Below are 17825 nucleotides of genomic sequence, written 5' to 3'. Positions count from 1 at the left end.
AGAACGTCGCAAAAAGCATTCCCTAACCATTTCCTACAGCCGAATAACTGACCGCTGTGGCACGCTTATCTTTCTTATATGAACTTCAAGAAGTTATTTGGTTAGTCGGTAGATGGAATCCGCGTAGATGGAGATCGCCTTAATCATGTCTTTTATTCGTACGTGCTCATTTTTTTGATGGGCTGTATCAGGGCTGTCTTTGAACAAAGCCCCATAAGCGACACCGGATTTAAGTGTCCGTGCATAGGTAGCGCCACCTATAGCTTTCACCTTTTCATCCTCATTTGTTACTTCATTATAAATAGATAATAATGTTTGTACGTAAGGATTATCAGCTTCTACATAGAGAGCGTGCAAGTGATCGTAAAGTTCAAACAATCCACCCTCATGTTCAGCAAATTGTTTTATTTTATCAATCACGGTTTCTCCATCAACAGTCACAGGATAACGTGTATTTAACCCTACTCGGCAGTTCTCTCCCTTTTTCCAAGTGAGTGAGCCTACGTTTAATGTAAGTGAGCCAGAAGCTTCATCCATGTAATTCAACCCTATAGCTTTCCCAGTAAAATCATGAAATCGATGGTGAAGCTTTGTCACGATTTGCTTGTGTGCTTTTGGAAGAGGGAGCTCTTGTAAAAAAGCTAACAAAAGGAGGGCCGCATTTTTACCCTGTTCTGGCTTACTGCCATGTGCTGGTGTCCCCTCAACTGTTATGGTGATTTCATCATTTTGCCTATCTACTTTTCCTTCAACATCCTTTGTTCGGAGGAAGGATTGGAATGCTTCCTCTATGTCATCAGCCGTTTTAATTTTCGCTATCGCATGGGACGGAACCATATTCAGGCGATCCCCACTCTCAATCGTCAGAAGCTCACAAGTACCATGTGATTCTTTGGATACAGGGAACGTGAGATAGGTATCTACTAACCCTTTTTCCGCATTAATAACTGGAAAAGAGGCATCTGGGGAAAAACCGAACTCGGGCATATCTTCATGCTTAAAATAATGCTCGATGCCCTGCCAGTCTCGTTCTTCGTCGGTTCCAACGATGAGCCGGACGCGTTTGTTTGGCTTGAAGCCTTGATCTTTGAGCAGTTTCATAGCGATATAGGCGGCCATGACCGGTCCTTTATCGTCCTGTGTTCCTCGGGCATAGATGTTTCCGTCCTTAATGACAGGTGTGAAAGGATCGGTCTCCCAGCCTTCTCCTGATGGTACAACATCCAGGTGGCCGAGAATACCGAGAATTTGCTCTCCTTGTCCAAACTCGATGTGACCGGCGTGACCATCAACGTTCTTTGTTACGAAACCATCCTTTTCAGCAATCTTAAGCATCGTTTGAAGGATTGATCAATGGCTTTACCATAAGGAAAATCGGCACTCTCTTCATAAACACTTGGAATACGTAATAGTTGTGAAACCTTTTCAGTATATTCTGATTCATATTGTTGACTTAATGATTTAAAGTTCATAGGGAGCCACCTTTTTTCATAATCTTTTCATAAGTAGGCTCATCACAAACGACGTACAATTCGGCCTCGGCAGGCAATTGCTCATCAAGGCGGCGGTTGATGGTAAGATCGCTCCGGTCTGCAATCAGTGTTGCGCCTTCATTTAATAATTCCTGAAATGCATCACGGTACGTACCCCATGAGGAGCGTACAGGGATATGATAAAGGTCATCACCTACAGAACGTCTCAACAGCTGACTATAAATCTCTGAAACCCCTTTCCTGAAGGCTGATCTAACGGCGAGTGAAGAAATCGTTTCATTCGATACAATAAATTCATCTACGCGTGCATGCTGAAAATTCTTAATATGTTTCTCTTCCATAACTTCTACAACGGTGTGAACATTAGGAGCAACCGACTCGATGGTGGAAGCAATCAGCAGTGTTTTTCCGTCTGTTACTTGATCATTCGTTAGGTGATCATCTGCAAATATCAGGACAGAGCGTGCACTTGCTACGGATGCTTTTTCTAAGGTTATCGCTTCTGATGCATTGCCTTTTATGTAGTGAATATTCTCCGTTAATATTGGTGCTTCTTCCAGTTCGTCAATGATAATGATTTCAACATCTTTATGGGTAGCCACCATCTCATTAACAGCAAAACGTGCCTTTTGCGACCAGCCAATAATAATAAAATGATCCCTGCCTTTAAACACGATATCACCCTCCACCCTTTTTTTTCTAAATACTGCAAGTCCGTCAATGATTTTACCTATTACAATTCCGATGAGGCCGATGCCAAATATGTACAAAATAATCGCTATGCCACGACCGGCTACAGTTACAGGATAATAATCTCCATATCCTACAGTTGTCACGGTTGTCATTACCCACCAAAAGCCATCGAATACGGTAGGAAACGTATCATTCTCAACATAAACAACAAGGACTGAAGATAAGATTATCAATAAGGCACTACTTACGAACAAGACATAGTTATTTACTTTCAACATTTTTAGAAAGAACTTTCTTAATATGATCATTGTAGCGCCCCCTCTTTATTTTAATGTAAAGTATAATGAAAACTCTGTAAATTTAACTCGTTTTTCTAGCCGATTTGTTCTCATTGTTGTAATATATAGATAACTTCATACATTCACTAGCACCGCGAGAATTCCAATGAATGATAATAAGGAGTGGTCTTTTGAATCATCCATCATCCCGTATGCTAAATCGGATCAAGGCTGTTTACTTGTATATTAAGGACCAAGGGGTCGTTACGACTAACCAGCTCGCTGAAGAGTTCGGTATAACTGATCGAACGATGCAAAGGGACTTAAGCATTTTGGAATACAACGGTCTTGTTTCAAGCCCGCACCGTGGAAAGTGGACAACAACTGAAAAGAAAGTCAAGATTTCATAAACTATAGAAAAAGCAGAAAGATGTGCTTACCAATTTCTTATCTAATGATAGAACACCCGGGGAGATCCCGGGTGTTTTTTGCTATTCTAAATTAGTAATGGTGAGCAAATAATCAAGTTCTTCTTCAGTGAGTTCTCTATATTCCCCTAACTCAAGTTCAGGATCCAGCTTCAAATTTCCTATCTGAATTCGTTTTAAGTAAGTAACCTGTTTATCGACTGCTTCAAACATTCGTTTCACTTGGTGGAACTTACCTTCTGTTATCGTCAGCTCTATTTCTGATTGAGCAGCTGAATGTATAATGTGGAGATTCGCAGGTTTCGTGACATATCCGTCATCAAGAGTAACACCTTCAGCGAATTTTTCTACATCACTTTTTGTTACTTCACCCGCTATAACAGCATAATACGTTTTACCAATATCCTTTTTTGGCGTGGTTAAACGATGGGCCAGCTGGCCGTCGTTAGTAATTAAGAGCAATCCCTCTGTATCTTTATCTAACCTGCCAATAGGAAAGGGTTCGAAGACTTGATCTTCTATTTGAAGAATATCAATAACTGTTGTGTCATTCGCATCCTTTGTAGCGGAAACTAAATCACCCGGTTTATTTAACATTAAATAAATATATTCTCGATAGTCTACTTCTTCTCCCATGACAGTAACCATATCTTCATTTGGATTTACATGGGATTTAGGACTCTTCTCTGGCTCACCATTAACTCTCACATTTCCACCCTTAAGCAGCCCTTTGACTTTTTTTCGTGTGCCATAACCCATATTTGCTAACAATTTATCGATTCTCATACCTTACCCCCTTTGGCCGCGCCGTAAAAACTTATCAAGTATCCGTACACGTCCTCCTAATATTCTCTCGAGCAATGTTGTTTGGTAGGCCATCCACAAATAAAGGATCCCTCCTACTCCTGCACTGAGCAATAATATAAACAATGCAGCCAGTCTGCTATCAAGCGGGTCCCACAGAAGGCCTATAGCCCATTTTATTAAAAAAACGACAGCAGCCATGATCGTAGTAACGATGATGATAAGCAGGCTTCTTTTATATACTTGCTTGTATGAAAAATCAATCGCTCTGTGAATTCGCCATAAATTTAAAGCTACAGCGACAAGGACTGCCAATCCGGTTGAAATAATTGATCCTTTTGCACCGAACATAACGATAAACCATGAGTTTGTGAGGAGCTTAATCGCAAGTCCTGAACCGAGACTGACCACAGCGAAGTTTTGCCGGTTTATACCTTGTAGAATGGACGATGTTACAGTATATAATGCAAAGAATAATCCAACGGGCGCATACCATCTAAGCAATTCCCCAAAATAACTCACCCTATCTACCCCATAAAAGGATCCATAGGCCTCATAAGCGAGAACCGATAATCCTACGACTGCAGGCAAAATGAGCAGGGCTATAATCTGTAATGCCTGGTTGATTTGGTGATTTAACTGTCCCATGTAATTTTTTGTGTATGACTTTGTTATAGCCGGTAGTAAAGCAAGGGATAGACCAATTCCTAATGTTACAGGTATGATTACCAACTTATGACTTAACACATGGATGGCTGATATTGCCTCCCCGGAATCTTGCCCGAGACCAGCTTCATACATTGCTTGTTTGAAAGTAAATTGATCAATTAGCTGATACAGGGGTGTCGCTATTCCAACTAACACAAACGGGCCTGCATAACCTAACAGTTCCTTAAACATTGATTTTCTTGAAATATCATACGTAAACTCCTGCTGTTCTACCAGCTTATCCAAATGGGGTTTACGCTTTTTCCAAAACACAACCAGGACAATGAATGAGGCAACTCCACCTACGAAAGCCGCAAAAGTGGAAAAACCAATTGCTGTTGAAAGCTCCCCGCCTATCACATTAAGTACAATATATACCGAAACGAGTAAAAAGATAATCCGCACGATTTGTTCAATGACTTGAGAAATCCCGGTGGGAGCCATTGAGTCGTTTCCTTGAAAAAATCCGCGTATGATACTCATTAAAGGTATAATTAGTAGGGCAAAGCTGATCATACGAATAACCATAGTTACCTCGGCTACCTTAGTATTCGTAGCTTCATCCGACAAACTATGAATAGCAATTTGTTCAGCGCCTAAAAACGTAATCAAAAACGCAACAAATCCTGTAAGTCCCATAAGCAGCATGCCAGACTTTAACATCTCACGTCCTGTTTGATAATCCTCAAGCGAATTATATTTGGAGACAAACTTTGATACAGCTAAAGGTACACCAAGTGTAGATAAACTTAATAAAATATTGTATGGTGTATAAGCGTAGAAATAGAGCTCCATCCCATCAGGACCTACCATTTCCTCAAACGGGACTGTATAAATCATTCCTAAAAATTTTGACAGGAATGAGGCGACTGTCAAAATCATTGTACCTTTTAAAATTTTCGACATAATGTTATTTTCACCTTCAATATGTTGTAGAGTCGAACGGATCTATTTTACCATAAATAAGAAGGAAACATCTGTTTTAAGTGGTTAAAAAGAAAGGAAGAACGACATGAGCTACCAAGTAACGATCATCGGCGGAGGACCATCCGGGTTAATGGCGGCCATTGCAGCTGCTGAACAAGGGGCTACTACTTTACTCCTTGATAAAGGAAGCAAGCTTGGCACAAAGCTTGCCATATCGGGCGGCGGCCGTTGTAATGTCACGAACCGTCTACCAGAGGATGAAGTGATTAAGCATATACCTGGCAATGGAAAATTTCTGTACAGCCCTTTTTCTGTTTTCAATAACTATGACATCATCGATTTTTTTGAAGATTTAGGAGTTGGGTTGAAAGAGGAAGATCACGGACGGATGTTCCCGACCAGTAATAAAGCGAAAGATGTTGTCAACGCTCTTCTTTCACGACTTAAGGAGCTCAATGTTGACATACGTACAAAGACACCTGTCGAGGCCATTATTTACGGTGAGGATGAACATCAAATTATTTTACAGTCCAAGGAAAAAATCATCACTCGCTCCGTTGTTTTAGCGGTCGGCGGGAAGGCTGTTCCTCACACAGGAAGTACAGGGGATGGCTATGCGTGGGCAAAAAAAGCGGGCCATACAATAACAACACTTTTTCCAACAGAAGTTCCCCTGCTATCGAAGGATTCTTTTATTCAGAATAAGGCACTTCAGGGTCTCTCCTTAAGAGATGTAGACGTCTCCGTTATGAATAAGAAAAACAAAGCGATCATTACCCATCGAATGGACATGCTGTTTACACACTTCGGCTTATCGGGGCCAGCGATTCTAAGATGTTCCCAGTATGTAGTTAAAGAATTTATGAAAGGTCATAGACCCGTCACGATAGAAATTGACTGTCTACCAGACGAACATGAGCAAAAATTATATGAACATTTGCAAATTCAATTGCAAGAACAACCTAAAAAGTCTTTTCGTAATGTCGTTAAAGGAGTAGTCCCTGAGCGATTACTTGATTATCTATTACAGGTTAATGGGATAAATCACGAAGATAAGGCGGCAAATATCTCCAACCAGCAACTCCACAGTTTTGTCAAACACGTAAAGCATTTTAATGTTACTGTCCATGATTCGCAGCCAATTGAAAAAGCCTTTGTCACTGGAGGCGGTGTTTCAATTAAAGAGGTTGTACCAAACACGATGCAATCAAAACTCATGGCAGGACTTTATTTTTGTGGTGAAATCCTTGATATTCATGGCTATACAGGGGATATAACATCACAGCTGCTATGGTTACAGGCCGGGTAGCAGGTATTCATGCAGCGTATGAAGCGATGGGATAGGGGAAGTTTTTGAATAACAAGCTAGTTCAGCGTTATATGTTAGATCAGTCTTAATTCGTTTATAGACTCGCTTATAAAGGTAAAAGACGAGATACCTTAACAAGTTTCTCGCCTTTTACCAAATAAGTACTAAACTCATATATGTAAATAACAGAGACGCTGCCAAGCACAGTACCCCATAAAACAGATTCCTTCCAGTGGCAGCTAGAACACCAATAACAGCCAGCATTATGATAATACTGTTCAAACAGACTTGTTGAAATGTTGAAACCTTTTCCCCTAATGATAATAAATAAAATTCTGCTGGAATGAAAAGAAGCACAACAATGTATTTCTTAACTAATACGTGTGATTGTTTATCCTCCACCATACTATAGCTCCTCACTACCCCTTTCTTATAAAAGAAACTAATTATTAGTTTATCATAACCCTATAAACTTTTGTCCCTTATAATCAGCAGTTTAAAGACCATTAGAAAAAATTACAATGGAATTAATTCTTATATAAGAGATTAAAATTGTATTTTTAAAGCAAAATAAAAAGGTATTGACTAAATCAGTGAGGGTGAAAACTTATGGCCTTTTTAAAATTGCTCAAGAAAGGAAATAAATCATCTGGTATAGCAGCCCTAGGGAATACATTATTGGCAATTATCAAAGCGATTGCAGCTGCAATTAGCGGCAGCGGAGCGATGTTCGCAACAGCTATCCACTCGGCAGCCGATGCAACCAACCAAGGGTTTGTTTTTTTTGGAAGTGCATTAGCTGAAAAAGAACCTACAGAGCGGTTCCCATCTGGATTTGGACGTGTTGTCAACCTCTTTGTACTTGTAGCTGTTACTATTGTTACTATCATGGCCTATGAAACCATTTTAAAAGGATGGGGATTAATACAGGACCCTCATCCAGCATCTAACATTTGGCTGAATATTGGAGTATTAGTAGTAGCTATAATTGTTGACGGATATATCTTAATTAAAGTAATGAAAGAAATTGGTGTAGAAAGCCGTGCAAAATTAGAAGAGGGTAACATTTTTACAAACGCATTTAAAAATGTTAGCCTGGCAGCACCGCCGACTCGTCTTGTTTTTTATGAAGATATTGTGGCAACATCCGGTGCGGTGATCGCGTTAATTTTTGTTGTATTATCCCATTTTACAGGGTTATATTTTCTTGATGGTTTGGGGACCCTTATTATCGGCATCTTGCTAATTGGCATCGCTCTTAAGATTGGATACGAAAATACAATCGGCTTAATCGGTGTAGCTGCCCCTAAAATTGTTGAAGAACGAATAGCGAAAATTATTTTAGGTGATCAAAATGTAGTTGATATTAGTAAGCTTCGAATTGTCCAAGAAGGAAGAGATTATCATGTTGAGAGTTATATTGAGCTTAAGAAAGGACTTACGCTAGGAGAAGCGGATGATATCAAATATCAAGTTCAAGATAAGGTATTAGAAGATCCAGGAGTTGTCGATGTGACAATAGGAATATTAGAGACTGATGACCAAAAAGATTGGCAGGTAGAAAAATCAAACCCTAAAAAAACGTAGCACGTAAACTAGTTATGCGGTGTGCTCGTGCCTAATCGAGTAGGCGGGAGTGTTAAAGCCCGACCTCTCACACCACCGTACGGACGGACTCGTATACGGCGATTCAATAGAATTCAAACGTTATAACCACGACCCATTCGATGCTAATATTGGTCATTTGAGCGTACGGTGGAGGAAAAGGCTACAGGCGAATAGCCTGTAGCCTTTTCTTATGTTCCCCGTTTAAAAGCCTTTGCCTGATACGCCTAAAGCCATTAGGTGCTTTCTTTTTGTCTTTGGCATCTCCCACACTTTCCATCGAATCATTCGGAGCATTCTTCTCAACCATTCCATCATTCAGTTGTGCCATCCTAAGGAGAATTGGTTTATCTTTTCGATGAGGCGTACGCCAGGGACATAGTACTCATTCTATCTTTCAGCTCTTCCCTCCTCTTCTCGAAGATGAGGTACTATCGCTTCGAATGGCTTCTAGATAGCTTTGTCTTTGGCTAACGGCTACAACAACCTACGGCGTTAGAGACTTAACCCCTATAGCTTATGCCCAAATATAGGGATACTAAAAAACCCCTTGGATAATTCCAAGAGGTTACTTGACGTGGCCGCGTCCTACTCTCATGGGGATCGACCCGACTACCATCGGCGCTGAAGAGCTTAACTGCTGTGTTCGGCATGGGAACAGGTGTGACCTCTTCGCTCTCGCCACCACATCATGGGTTATGAGGTGAACCCTCAAAACTGGATAAGACATCCAAGACCAACATCATGTTTTAACGTTTGACAATCTAGCTCCGACTCCCAAGTCCTCATGTTCTAAGTCATCTCTCTTCAAGGCTGAAAAACCAAAGCCTTTACGTGAGCTCACTTAGCCCAGCGGACGTAAACGGTCGTCTCCGCTTTTTAATATAGTTAAGCCATCGATTGATTAGTATCCGTCAGCTTCACGTGTCACCACGCTTCGACCTCGGACCTATCGACCTCATCGTCTCTGAGGAATCTTACTTACTTGGCGTAAGGGGAAATCTCATCTCAAGGGGGGCTTCATGCTTAGATGCTTTCAGCACTTATCCCGTCCACACGTAGCTACCCAGCGATGCTCCTGGCGGAACAACTGGTACACCAGCGGTGTGTCCATCCCGGTCCTCTCGTACTAAGGACAGCTCCTTTCAGATTTCCAACGCCCACGACGGATAGGGACCGAACTGTCTCACGACGTTCTGAACCCAGCTCGCGTACCGCTTTAATGGGCGAACAGCCCAACCCTTGGGACCGACTACAGCCCCAGGATGCGATGAGCCGACATCGAGGTGCCAAACCTCCCCGTCGATGTGGACTCTTGGGGGAGATAAGCCTGTTATCCCCGGGGTAGCTTTTATCCGTTGAGCGACGGCCCTTCCATACGGTACCGCCGGATCACTAAGCCCGACTTTCGTCCCTGCTCGACTTGTAGGTCTCGCAGTCAAGCTCCCTTGTGCCTTTACACTCTGCGAATGATTTCCAACCATTCTGAGGGAACCTTTGGGCGCCTCCGTTACTCTTTAGGAGGCGACCGCCCCAGTCAAACTGCCCACCTGACACTGTCTCCGAACCGGATCACGGTCCTGGGTTAGAATGTCCGTACAGCCAGGGTGGTATCCCACCAGCGCCTCCACCGAAGCTAGCGCTCCGGGTTCTCAGGCTCCCACCTATCCTGTACAAGCTGTACCAACATTCAATATCAGGCTACAGTAAAGCTCCACGGGGTCTTTCCGTCCTGTCGCGGGTAATGCGCATCTTCACGCATAGTATAATTTCACCGGGTCTCTCGTTGAGACAGTGCCCAAGTCGTTGCACCTTTCGTGCGGGTCGGAACTTACCCGACAAGGAATTTCGCTACCTTAGGACCGTTATAGTTACGGCCGCCGTTTACTGGGGCTTCGGTTCAACGCTTCGCGCAGAGCGCTAACGCATCCCCTTAACCTTCCAGCACCGGGCAGGTGTCAGCCCCTATACTTCGCCTTACGGCTTCGCAGAGACCTGTGTTTTTGGTAAACAGTCGCTTGGGCCTTTTCACTGCGGCTCCTCGGCAGAGGAGCACCCCTTCTCCCGAAGTTACGGGGTCATTTTGCCGAGTTCCTTAACGAGAGTTCTCCCGCTCACCTTAGGATTCTCTCCTCGCCTACCTGTGTTGGTTTGCGGTACGGGCGCCTCTTTCCTCACTAGAGGATTTTCTTGGCAGTGTGAAATCAGGAGCTTCGGTACTTAAATTCCCTCCCCATCACAGCTTGACGTTGCCGAGCGGATTTGCCTGTCTCGACCGTCTTACTGCTTGGACGCACACATCCAGTGGTGCGCTCTCCTTATCCTCCTGCGTCCCCCCGTCGTTCAAACGGAAAGGAGGCGGTACAGGAATATCAACCTGTTGGCCATCGCCTACGCCTTTCGGCCTCGGCTTAGGTCCCGACTAACCCTGAGAGGACGAGCCTTCCTCAGGAAACCTTGGGCTTTCGGTGAAAGAGATTCTCACTCTTTTTTCGCTACTCATACCGGCATTCTCACTTCTAAGCGCTCCACCAGTCCTTACGGTCTGACTTCGCAGCCCTTAGAACGCTCTCCTACCACTGATCCGTTCGGATCAATCCGCAGCTTCGGTGGTGTGTTTAGCCCCGGTATATTTTCGGCGCAGAGTCACTCGACCAGTGAGCTATTACGCACTCTTTCAATGATGGCTGCTTCTAAGCCAACATCCTGGTTGTCTAAGCAACTCCACATCCTTTTCCACTTAACACACACTTTGGGACCTTAGCTGGCGGTCTGGGCTGTTTCCCTTTCGACCATGAACCTTATCACCCATGGTCTGACTCCCAGAACAAAGTCGTTGGCATTCGGAGTTTGACTGAATTCGGTAACCCGGTAGGGGCCCCTCGTCCAATCAGTGCTCTACCTCCAAGACTTTCTATTCTGAGGCTAGCCCTAAAGCTATTTCGGAGAGAACCAGCTATCTCCGTGTTCGATTGGCATTTCACCCCTACCCACACCTCATCCCCGCAATTTTCAACTTGCGTGGGTTCGGGCCTCCAGTCAGTGTTACCTGACCTTCACCCTGGACATGGGTAGATCACACGGTTTCGGGTCTACGACCGCCTACTGCTTCGCCCTATTCAGACTCGCTTTCGCTGCGGCTCCGCTGCTTTAGCTTAACCTTGCAGACGGTCGTAACTCGCCGGTTCATTCTACAAAAGGCACGCCGTCACCCATCAATGGGCTCCGACTACTTGTAGGCACACGGTTTCAGGATCTCTTTCACTCCCCTTCCGGGGTGCTTTTCACCTTTCCCTCACGGTACTGGTTCACTATCGGTTACTAGGGAGTATTTAGCCTTGGGAGATGGTCCTCCCGGATTCCGACGGAATTCCTCGTGTTCCGCCGTACTCAGGATCCACTCCGGAGAAAAGAGGATGTCGACTACAGGGCTCTTACCTGCTCCGGCTGATCGTTCCAGATCGATTCATCTATCCTCTTTTTTTGTAACTCCAAAGGAGTGTCCTACAACCCCAGAAAGCAAGCTTTCTGGTTTGGGCTGATTCCGTTTCGCTCGCCGCTACTTAGGAAATCGCGTTTGCTTTCTCTTCCTCCGGGTAATGAGATGTTTCAGTTCCCCGGGTCTGCCTTCCCTTACCTATGTATTCAGTAAAGGATCCTGCTCCATTACGAGCAGGGGGTTCCCCATTCGGAAATCTTCGGTGCATAGCCTACTTACGGCTTCCCAAAGCATATCGGTGTTAGTCCCGTCCTTCATCGGCTCCTAGTACCAAGGCATCCACCGTGCGCCCTTATTCACTTAACTATTATCGTCGTGAAAAGACGTTAAAAAATTGATGTTTGATGTCTTGTCATCCCGTGTCGTCCTCTATCAAAAGAAGATCGCCACGTTCTGATTAATCTTATCCAGTTTTCAAGGTTCACATTGAAAGATCGTTTGATCTCTCAAAACTGAACAACCAACCATGTACGTCTTCCGTATGCGGCAGCTTCCCGGTGTTCTCGTAAGAGAAAGGGTTGCCTTGCATAGTTCCTTAGAAAGGAGGTGATCCAGCCGCACCTTCCGATACGGCTACCTTGTTACGACTTCACCCCAATCATTGGCCCCACCTTCGGCGGCTGGCTCCAAAAAGGTTACCTCACCGACTTCGGGTGTTGCCAACTCTCGTGGTGTGACGGGCGGTGTGTACAAGGCCCGGGAACGTATTCACCGCGGCATGCTGATCCGCGATTACTAGCGATTCCGGCTTCATGCAGGCGAGTTGCAGCCTGCAATCCGAACTGAGAATGGTTTTATGGGATTTGCTACACCTCGCGGCTTCGCTGCCCTTTGTACCATCCATTGTAGCACGTGTGTAGCCCAGGTCATAAGGGGCATGATGATTTGACGTCATCCCCGCCTTCCTCCGGTTTGTCACCGGCAGTCACCTTAGAGTGCCCAACTTAATGCTGGCAACTAAGATTAGGGGTTGCGCTCGTTGCGGGACTTAACCCAACATCTCACGACACGAGCTGACGACAACCATGCACCACCTGTCACTTGGTCCCCGAAGGGAAGACCCTATCTCTAGGGCGGTCCAAGGATGTCAAGACCTGGTAAGGTTCTTCGCGTTGCTTCGAATTAAACCACATGCTCCACCGCTTGTGCGGGCCCCCGTCAATTCCTTTGAGTTTCAGCCTTGCGGCCGTACTCCCCAGGCGGAGTGCTTAATGCGTTAACTTCAGCACTAAGGGGTGGAAGCCCCCTAACACCTAGCACTCATCGTTTACGGCGTGGACTACCAGGGTATCTAATCCTGTTTGCTACCCACGCTTTCGCACCTCAGCGTCAGAGACAGACCAGAGAGTCGCCTTCGCCACTGGTGTTCCTCCACATATCTACGCATTTCACCGCTACACGTGGAATTCCACTCTCCTCTTCTGTCCTCAAGTTCCCCAGTTTCCAATGACCCTCCACGGTTGAGCCGTGGGCTTTCACATCAGACTTAAGGAACCGCCTGCGCGCGCTTTACGCCCAATAATTCCGGACAACGCTTGCCCCCTACGTATTACCGCGGCTGCTGGCACGTAGTTAGCCGGGGCTTCCTCGTTAGGTACCGTCAAGGTACCGCCCTGTTCGAACGGTACTTGTTCTTCCCTAACAACAGAACTTTACGATCCGAAGACCTTCATCGTTCACGCGGCGTTGCTCCGTCAGACTTTCGTCCATTGCGGAAGATTCCCTACTGCTGCCTCCCGTAGGAGTCTGGGCCGTGTCTCAGTCCCAGTGTGGCCGATCACCCTCTCAGGTCGGCTACGCATCGTTGCCTTGGTGAGCCGTTACCTCACCAACTAGCTAATGCGCCGCGGGCCCATCTGTAAGTGATAGCGAGAAGCCATCTTTTACCTTCCCCTCATGCGAGAGAAAGGATTACCCGGCATTAGCCCCGGTTTCCCGGAGTTATTCCGATCTTACAGGCAGGTTGCCCACGTGTTACTCACCCGTCCGCCGCTCATTCCACAAGCGTCACCCCCGAAGGGGATCTGCTTGCTTCCTGCGCTCGACTTGCATGTATTAGGCACGCCGCCAGCGTTCGTCCTGAGCCAGGATCAAACTCTCCATAAAAGTTGAGAATGACTTGCTCATTTGCACACCAAATGTGCTTGTTTGAATTCTCTCTATATAATAGAAAGAATATGTTGACGTACTGGTTGGTTCGTTCAGTTTTCAAAGATCAAAATATTGTTTGTCGCTCCAAAACAGCGACTCAATAAATATATCATGATGAGTAAGTTAAGTCAATAACTTTTTTCATGATAGTGTTGTTGATAAAGAGAAACTATCACACTAACTCTGCGACAGTAATCAAATTCTACCATGAGAACTAAACGAATGTCAATAGTTCGGTAGATTTTTCGATTGTTCGTTCAATTTGCCGTTTCTTGTTTTCTAAAAAAGCAACGTTCTCAACATTACGTGATCATAATCCAAATGTCAATGATTTTCACAAAAAAACCACACCTGTCCAAAAGGTGTGGTACTTAGAGTCAGGCTGACTTTATATAATAAACCAATTTATTTCTTTTCTTGCGGATCATTTTAGCAGCGATCTTTGCCCCACGCTTATCGTCTGTGATAAGCAAAATGTTTTTAGTGCAATCAAAGTGATGCTTAAGTTCGCGTGGCAAATAGCTAAGTGGAATGTTCTCAGCTCCTGGGTATGGGGAACGAGAAGCAGAGATATAATCGCGGATATCTATCACACAATATTCTCCAATAGAAACAGGGTCATGCCCTAATCGAGTCAGCATTTTTTTCTCCCACATATCCTTCATAACGATAATCAAAATAATTGCAACGGTTGAAAATAAGATGAACTCCATGTGTTTCTACCTCTTTCACCTTAAAATACGAGCTCACCGTTCCAGGCAAGCATACCGCCTTCTAGGTTTTTCACATGCTCGAAGCCGTTTCCTTTTAAATATTCGGATGCGTTCATACTCCTTCTTCCGGAACGGCATACCATGACATATTCTTTATCGGGATCCAAATTGCCGACTGCTTCTGGAATATTACCTAATGGAATATGCTTAGCTGTTGGAATGACTCCCTGTGCGACTTCTTCATCTTCCCGCACATCTATAATAGTAACATCAGTATTATTATCTAAAGATTTTTGCAGCTCATCTGCGCTTATTTCAAGAATGTTAGTCATCTTATCTCCTCCTCGTAACTTTTCTATCATCCATATTGTATTAAACCTCATCTTTAAGTCAAGAATTTACGTTCACATCATTAACCATAAACAAAGAAGGCTGCTTTTAAGACAGACAGCCTTCTTTAGAGTAGTCTTTAATTAGCGACGATATTTACAAGTTTAGTGGGGACAGCGACCACTTTTCTCACCGTCTTCCCTTCCAGCCATTCTTGAACATTGTCATTTTCTAATGCGGCTTTTTCCATATCTTCTTTAGAAGCCTCTACACTCATCATCATTTTAGCACGTACTTTCCCCATTACTTGGATCACAACTTCAACTTCATCCTCCACGAGTTTCGACTCATCAAAGGATGGCCATTCTTGGTAGCTGATCGTTTCTTCGTGACCGAGTTTCTCCCATAGTTCCTCAGCAAGGTGAGGTGCAACAGGGGAAAGAAGTTTAACAAAGCCTTCAACAAAGTCTTTTGGAAGCTCGTTTGCTTTGTATCCTTCATTAATGAAGACCATCATTTGGGAAATCCCTGTATTAAAGCGTAGCTCCTGGAAGTTTTCACTCACCTTTTGTATCGTTTCATGGTAAGTTTTCTCTAAAGTTTGGTCTTCACTGCTTTCTTTAACAGCTGAGGATAATTGCCCTTCGACAACAAAAAGTCTCCAAACACGGTCCAAGAAACGCCTTGCTCCATCAAGACCGTTCGTTGACCACGCGACAGAAGCATCAAGTGGCCCCATAAACATTTCATACAATCTTAGAGTATCAGCGCCATGGCTATTCACGATATCGTCTGGATTAACTACATTCCCCTTGGATTTACTCATTTTTTCATTACCTTCACCAAGGATCATTCCCTGGTTAAATAATTTTTGAAAAGGCTCTTTTGTTGGAACTACGCCGACATCATAAAGCACTTTGTGCCAAAAACGGGCGTAAAGCAAGTGTAGAACAGCGTGCTCTGCTCCCCCAATATAAACATCAACAGGAAGCCACTTCTTAAGCTTATCAAAATCAGCAAAAATTTCGTCATTCCCTGCATCAATGTAACGCAGGTAGTACCAGCAGCTGCCTGCCCACTGAGGCATTGTGTTTGTCTCTCGCCGTCCCTTCTTACCTGAATCCGGATCAACTACATTAACCCAGTCACTAATATTGGCTAATGGTGATTCCCCAGTTCCGGAGGGTTTAATTTCCGTGGTTTTTGGAAGTGTTACTGGTAATTGATCCTCAGGGACCGCCGAAATCGTGCCATCTTCCCAGTGAATAATAGGAATCGGTTCCCCCCAATAGCGCTGACGGCTAAATAACCAGTCACGAAGACGATATGTTGTTTTTCTTGCTCCATTGTTGTTGCTCTCTAGCCAGTGGATCGACTTCTTAATTGCTTCTTCCTTCCCAAGACCGTTTAAAAAGTCTGAGTTCACGTGCTTCCCGTCACCTGTATAAGCTTCTTGGTCAATCTCGCCACCTTCAACGACCTCAATGATAGGTAGATCATATTTAGTAGCAAACTCATAGTCACGTTCATCATGAGCAGGAACAGCCATGATTGCACCGCTTCCGTAACTCATGAGTACATAATCAGCCACCCATATTGGAAGTTTGTTGCCATCAATTGGGTTAATTGCATAAGCTCCCGTAAACACACCTGATTTATTTTTAGCTAAGTCAGTCCGCTCTAGGTCGCTCTTTCTTTGCGCTTGTTCGATATACTCTTTAACATCGTCCTTTTGTTCGCTGGTTACGATTTTTTGAACGAGTGGATGCTCAGGTGCAAGTACAGCGTATGTTGCGCCAAAGAGCGTGTCGGGTCTAGTTGTAAATACCTCAAAGGACATATCTTGACCTGCTATCTCAAAACTCACTTCGGCACCTTCAGATTTTCCAATCCAATTTCGTTGCATGTCTTTTATACTCTCTGGCCAATCCAGTTCTTCTAAATCTTCAAGCAGACGATCAGCATAAGCTGTAATCTTAAGCATCCACTGCTTCATGGGTCTGCGCTCAACAGGGTGTCCTCCCCGCTCACTCTTGCCATCAATCACTTCTTCATTAGCAAGTACTGTACCTAATGCAGGACACCAATTCACGGCTACTTCATCAATATAAGCAAGACCTTTTTCGTAAAGCTTCAGAAAAATCCACTGTGTCCATTTGTAGTAGTTTGGATCGGTCGTATTAATTTCTCGATCCCAATCATATGAGAAGCCCAATTCCTGTATTTGCCTGCGGAAAGTGTTGATGTTATGTTTTGTGAATTCTTCAGGGTCATTTCCTGTGTCAAGGGCATATTGTTCAGCAGGAAGCCCGAAAGCATCCCAGCCAATTGGATGCAAGACTTCATATCCTTGCATGCGTTTCATTCGTGAAACAATATCTGTCGCTGTATACCCCTCGGGATGACCAACGTGTAACCCCGCTCCTGATGGATAAGGAAACATATCTAACGCATAAAATTTCTCCTTATTCGAATCACTGCTAGTTTTGAAGGTTTTATGCTCCAACCAATATTTCTGCCATTTCTTTTCAATCGTCTTATGATCAAAGGCCATAATGTTTCCTCCTCAATTACTTTACTAATGGTTGTCGCCAAATTATAAGCGACGAATCTCTTCGTAGCCTTGTGTTTATAGAACGTGTGATGTTTGAGGAAGGTTTCTGGTTCTCAAATTGTCGATGACGTGCTAATGTCAAACATTGCTGTACGACACTGTGAGCTCGCCTTCTCCTTCGATTACCTTTTGAACATTTAATCTATACAAAAAAGTCTCCCGTCCCTAGAGCAAGGGACGGGAGACTTTTCTCCCGCGGTACCACCCAAATTAACGTTCATCACGTTCACTTGACATCGATAACGGTAATGTGACCGGAAGAAACTACTGTTA

The 17825-nt window shown here is 44.2% G+C and carries 11 protein-coding genes, 3 rRNA genes, 1 pseudogene and 1 other annotated feature (1 of these 16 only partly in view); of the genes and pseudogenes, 3 read left to right on the top strand and 12 right to left on the bottom strand.

Going from position 1 to position 17825, the window contains the following annotated elements:
- Positions 1-93: 93 nt before the first annotated feature.
- The 3 genes from pepV to MUO15_RS20360 are packed head-to-tail and all read right to left on the bottom strand — an operon-like array spanning position 94 to position 2494.
- Positions 94-1335 carry a dipeptidase PepV gene (pepV, locus tag MUO15_RS20370; protein WP_245032267.1) on the bottom strand — a complete coding sequence of 414 codons (1242 nt, stop codon included), beginning with the start codon at positions 1333-1335 and terminating at the stop codon, positions 94-96.
- Positions 1302-1472: a hypothetical protein gene (locus MUO15_RS20365; protein WP_245032264.1), complete on the bottom strand. Its 171-nt coding sequence runs from the start codon at positions 1470-1472 to the stop codon at positions 1302-1304. Before MUO15_RS20365 ends, pepV begins: the two co-directional genes overlap by 34 nt.
- Positions 1469-2494: an ion channel gene (locus MUO15_RS20360; RefSeq protein WP_245032263.1), complete on the bottom strand. Its 1026-nt coding sequence runs from the start codon at positions 2492-2494 to the stop codon at positions 1469-1471. The genes MUO15_RS20365 and MUO15_RS20360 overlap by 4 nt, the downstream gene beginning before the upstream one ends.
- Positions 2495-2634: 140 nt before the next feature.
- On the opposite strand from MUO15_RS20360, the gene MUO15_RS20355 reads away from it, so the two are divergent.
- Positions 2635-2874 (top strand): DeoR family transcriptional regulator, encoded by a 240-nt coding sequence (locus MUO15_RS20355; RefSeq protein ID WP_396266277.1) that lies wholly within the window; start codon positions 2635-2637, stop codon positions 2872-2874.
- Between the two features lie 81 nt (positions 2875-2955).
- On the opposite strand, the gene MUO15_RS20350 is transcribed toward MUO15_RS20355, so the two are convergent.
- Together MUO15_RS20350 and MUO15_RS20345 are read right to left on the bottom strand one after the other, a co-directional pair.
- Entirely contained in the window at positions 2956-3678 is a 723-nt protein-coding gene (locus MUO15_RS20350) for a pseudouridine synthase (RefSeq protein ID WP_245032259.1), read from the bottom strand.
- 3 nt (positions 3679-3681) lie between these two features.
- Complete coding sequence (locus MUO15_RS20345; protein ID WP_245032257.1) at positions 3682-5310, bottom strand: putative polysaccharide biosynthesis protein; 1629 nt, start codon at positions 5308-5310, stop codon at positions 3682-3684.
- Positions 5311-5416: 106 nt separating this feature from the next.
- On the opposite strand from MUO15_RS20345, the pseudogene MUO15_RS20340 reads away from it, so the two are divergent.
- Positions 5417-6675: pseudogene (locus MUO15_RS20340) on the top strand (NAD(P)/FAD-dependent oxidoreductase).
- A gap of 115 nt (positions 6676-6790) precedes the next feature.
- On the opposite strand, the gene MUO15_RS20335 reads toward MUO15_RS20340, so the two are convergent.
- Entirely contained in the window at positions 6791-7045 is a 255-nt protein-coding gene (locus MUO15_RS20335; protein ID WP_245032255.1) for a hypothetical protein, read from the bottom strand.
- Positions 7046-7249: 204 nt separating this feature from the next.
- On the opposite strand from MUO15_RS20335, the gene MUO15_RS20330 reads away from it, so the two are divergent.
- Positions 7250-8227: a cation diffusion facilitator family transporter gene (locus tag MUO15_RS20330; protein WP_245032253.1), complete on the top strand. Its 978-nt coding sequence runs from the start codon at positions 7250-7252 to the stop codon at positions 8225-8227.
- Between the two features lie 593 nt (positions 8228-8820).
- On the opposite strand, the gene rrf is transcribed toward MUO15_RS20330, so the two are convergent.
- The 6 genes from rrf to leuS form a co-directional block, all read right to left on the bottom strand.
- A 5S ribosomal RNA gene (gene rrf, locus MUO15_RS20325) occupies positions 8821-8934 on the bottom strand.
- 195 nt (positions 8935-9129) lie between these two features.
- Positions 9130-12050: ribosomal RNA gene (locus MUO15_RS20320) — 23S ribosomal RNA — on the bottom strand.
- 233 nt (positions 12051-12283) lie between these two features.
- Positions 12284-13850, bottom strand: a 16S ribosomal RNA gene (locus MUO15_RS20315).
- Together the 16S, 23S and 5S rRNA genes form the textbook arrangement of a ribosomal RNA operon.
- A gap of 422 nt (positions 13851-14272) precedes the next feature.
- Positions 14273-14608, bottom strand: a complete 336-nt coding sequence (locus tag MUO15_RS20310) for a rhodanese-like domain-containing protein (RefSeq protein ID WP_245032251.1) — start codon at positions 14606-14608, stop codon at positions 14273-14275.
- A gap of 20 nt (positions 14609-14628) precedes the next feature.
- A complete protein-coding gene (locus tag MUO15_RS20305; RefSeq protein ID WP_245032249.1) occupies positions 14629-14940 on the bottom strand; it encodes a rhodanese-like domain-containing protein in 312 nt (103 codons plus the stop codon).
- A 137-nt stretch (positions 14941-15077) separates the two neighbouring features.
- Positions 15078-17492, bottom strand: coding sequence for a leucine--tRNA ligase (gene leuS, locus MUO15_RS20300; protein WP_245032247.1), 2415 nt, complete (start codon positions 17490-17492; stop codon positions 15078-15080).
- Between the two features lie 230 nt (positions 17493-17722).
- Positions 17723-17825: a binding site (T-box leader), on the bottom strand; it runs 113 nt beyond the window's last position.

Source organism: Halobacillus amylolyticus (assembly GCF_022921115.1).
GTDB lineage: Bacteria > Bacillota > Bacilli > Bacillales > Halobacillaceae > Halobacillus_A > Halobacillus_A amylolyticus.
This window is presented reverse-complemented; position numbering and strand designations above follow the sequence as displayed.

Coding starts and splice junctions, on each gene's coding strand:
- pepV (WP_245032267.1), bottom strand. CDS start 1,335: ATGCTTAAGATTGCTGAAAAGGATGGTTTCGTAACAAAGAACGTTGAT.
- MUO15_RS20365 (WP_245032264.1), bottom strand. CDS start 1,472: ATGAACTTTAAATCATTAAGTCAACAATATGAATCAGAATATACTGAA.
- MUO15_RS20360 (WP_245032263.1), bottom strand. CDS start 2,494: ATGATCATATTAAGAAAGTTCTTTCTAAAAATGTTGAAAGTAAATAAC.
- MUO15_RS20355 (WP_396266277.1), top strand. CDS start 2,635: ATGATAATAAGGAGTGGTCTTTTGAATCATCCATCATCCCGTATGCTA.
- MUO15_RS20350 (WP_245032259.1), bottom strand. CDS start 3,678: ATGAGAATCGATAAATTGTTAGCAAATATGGGTTATGGCACACGAAAA.
- MUO15_RS20345 (WP_245032257.1), bottom strand. CDS start 5,310: ATGTCGAAAATTTTAAAAGGTACAATGATTTTGACAGTCGCCTCATTC.
- MUO15_RS20335 (WP_245032255.1), bottom strand. CDS start 7,045: ATGGTGGAGGATAAACAATCACACGTATTAGTTAAGAAATACATTGTT.
- MUO15_RS20330 (WP_245032253.1), top strand. CDS start 7,250: ATGGCCTTTTTAAAATTGCTCAAGAAAGGAAATAAATCATCTGGTATA.
- MUO15_RS20310 (WP_245032251.1), bottom strand. CDS start 14,608: ATGGAGTTCATCTTATTTTCAACCGTTGCAATTATTTTGATTATCGTT.
- MUO15_RS20305 (WP_245032249.1), bottom strand. CDS start 14,940: ATGACTAACATTCTTGAAATAAGCGCAGATGAGCTGCAAAAATCTTTA.
- leuS (WP_245032247.1), bottom strand. CDS start 17,492: ATGGCCTTTGATCATAAGACGATTGAAAAGAAATGGCAGAAATATTGG.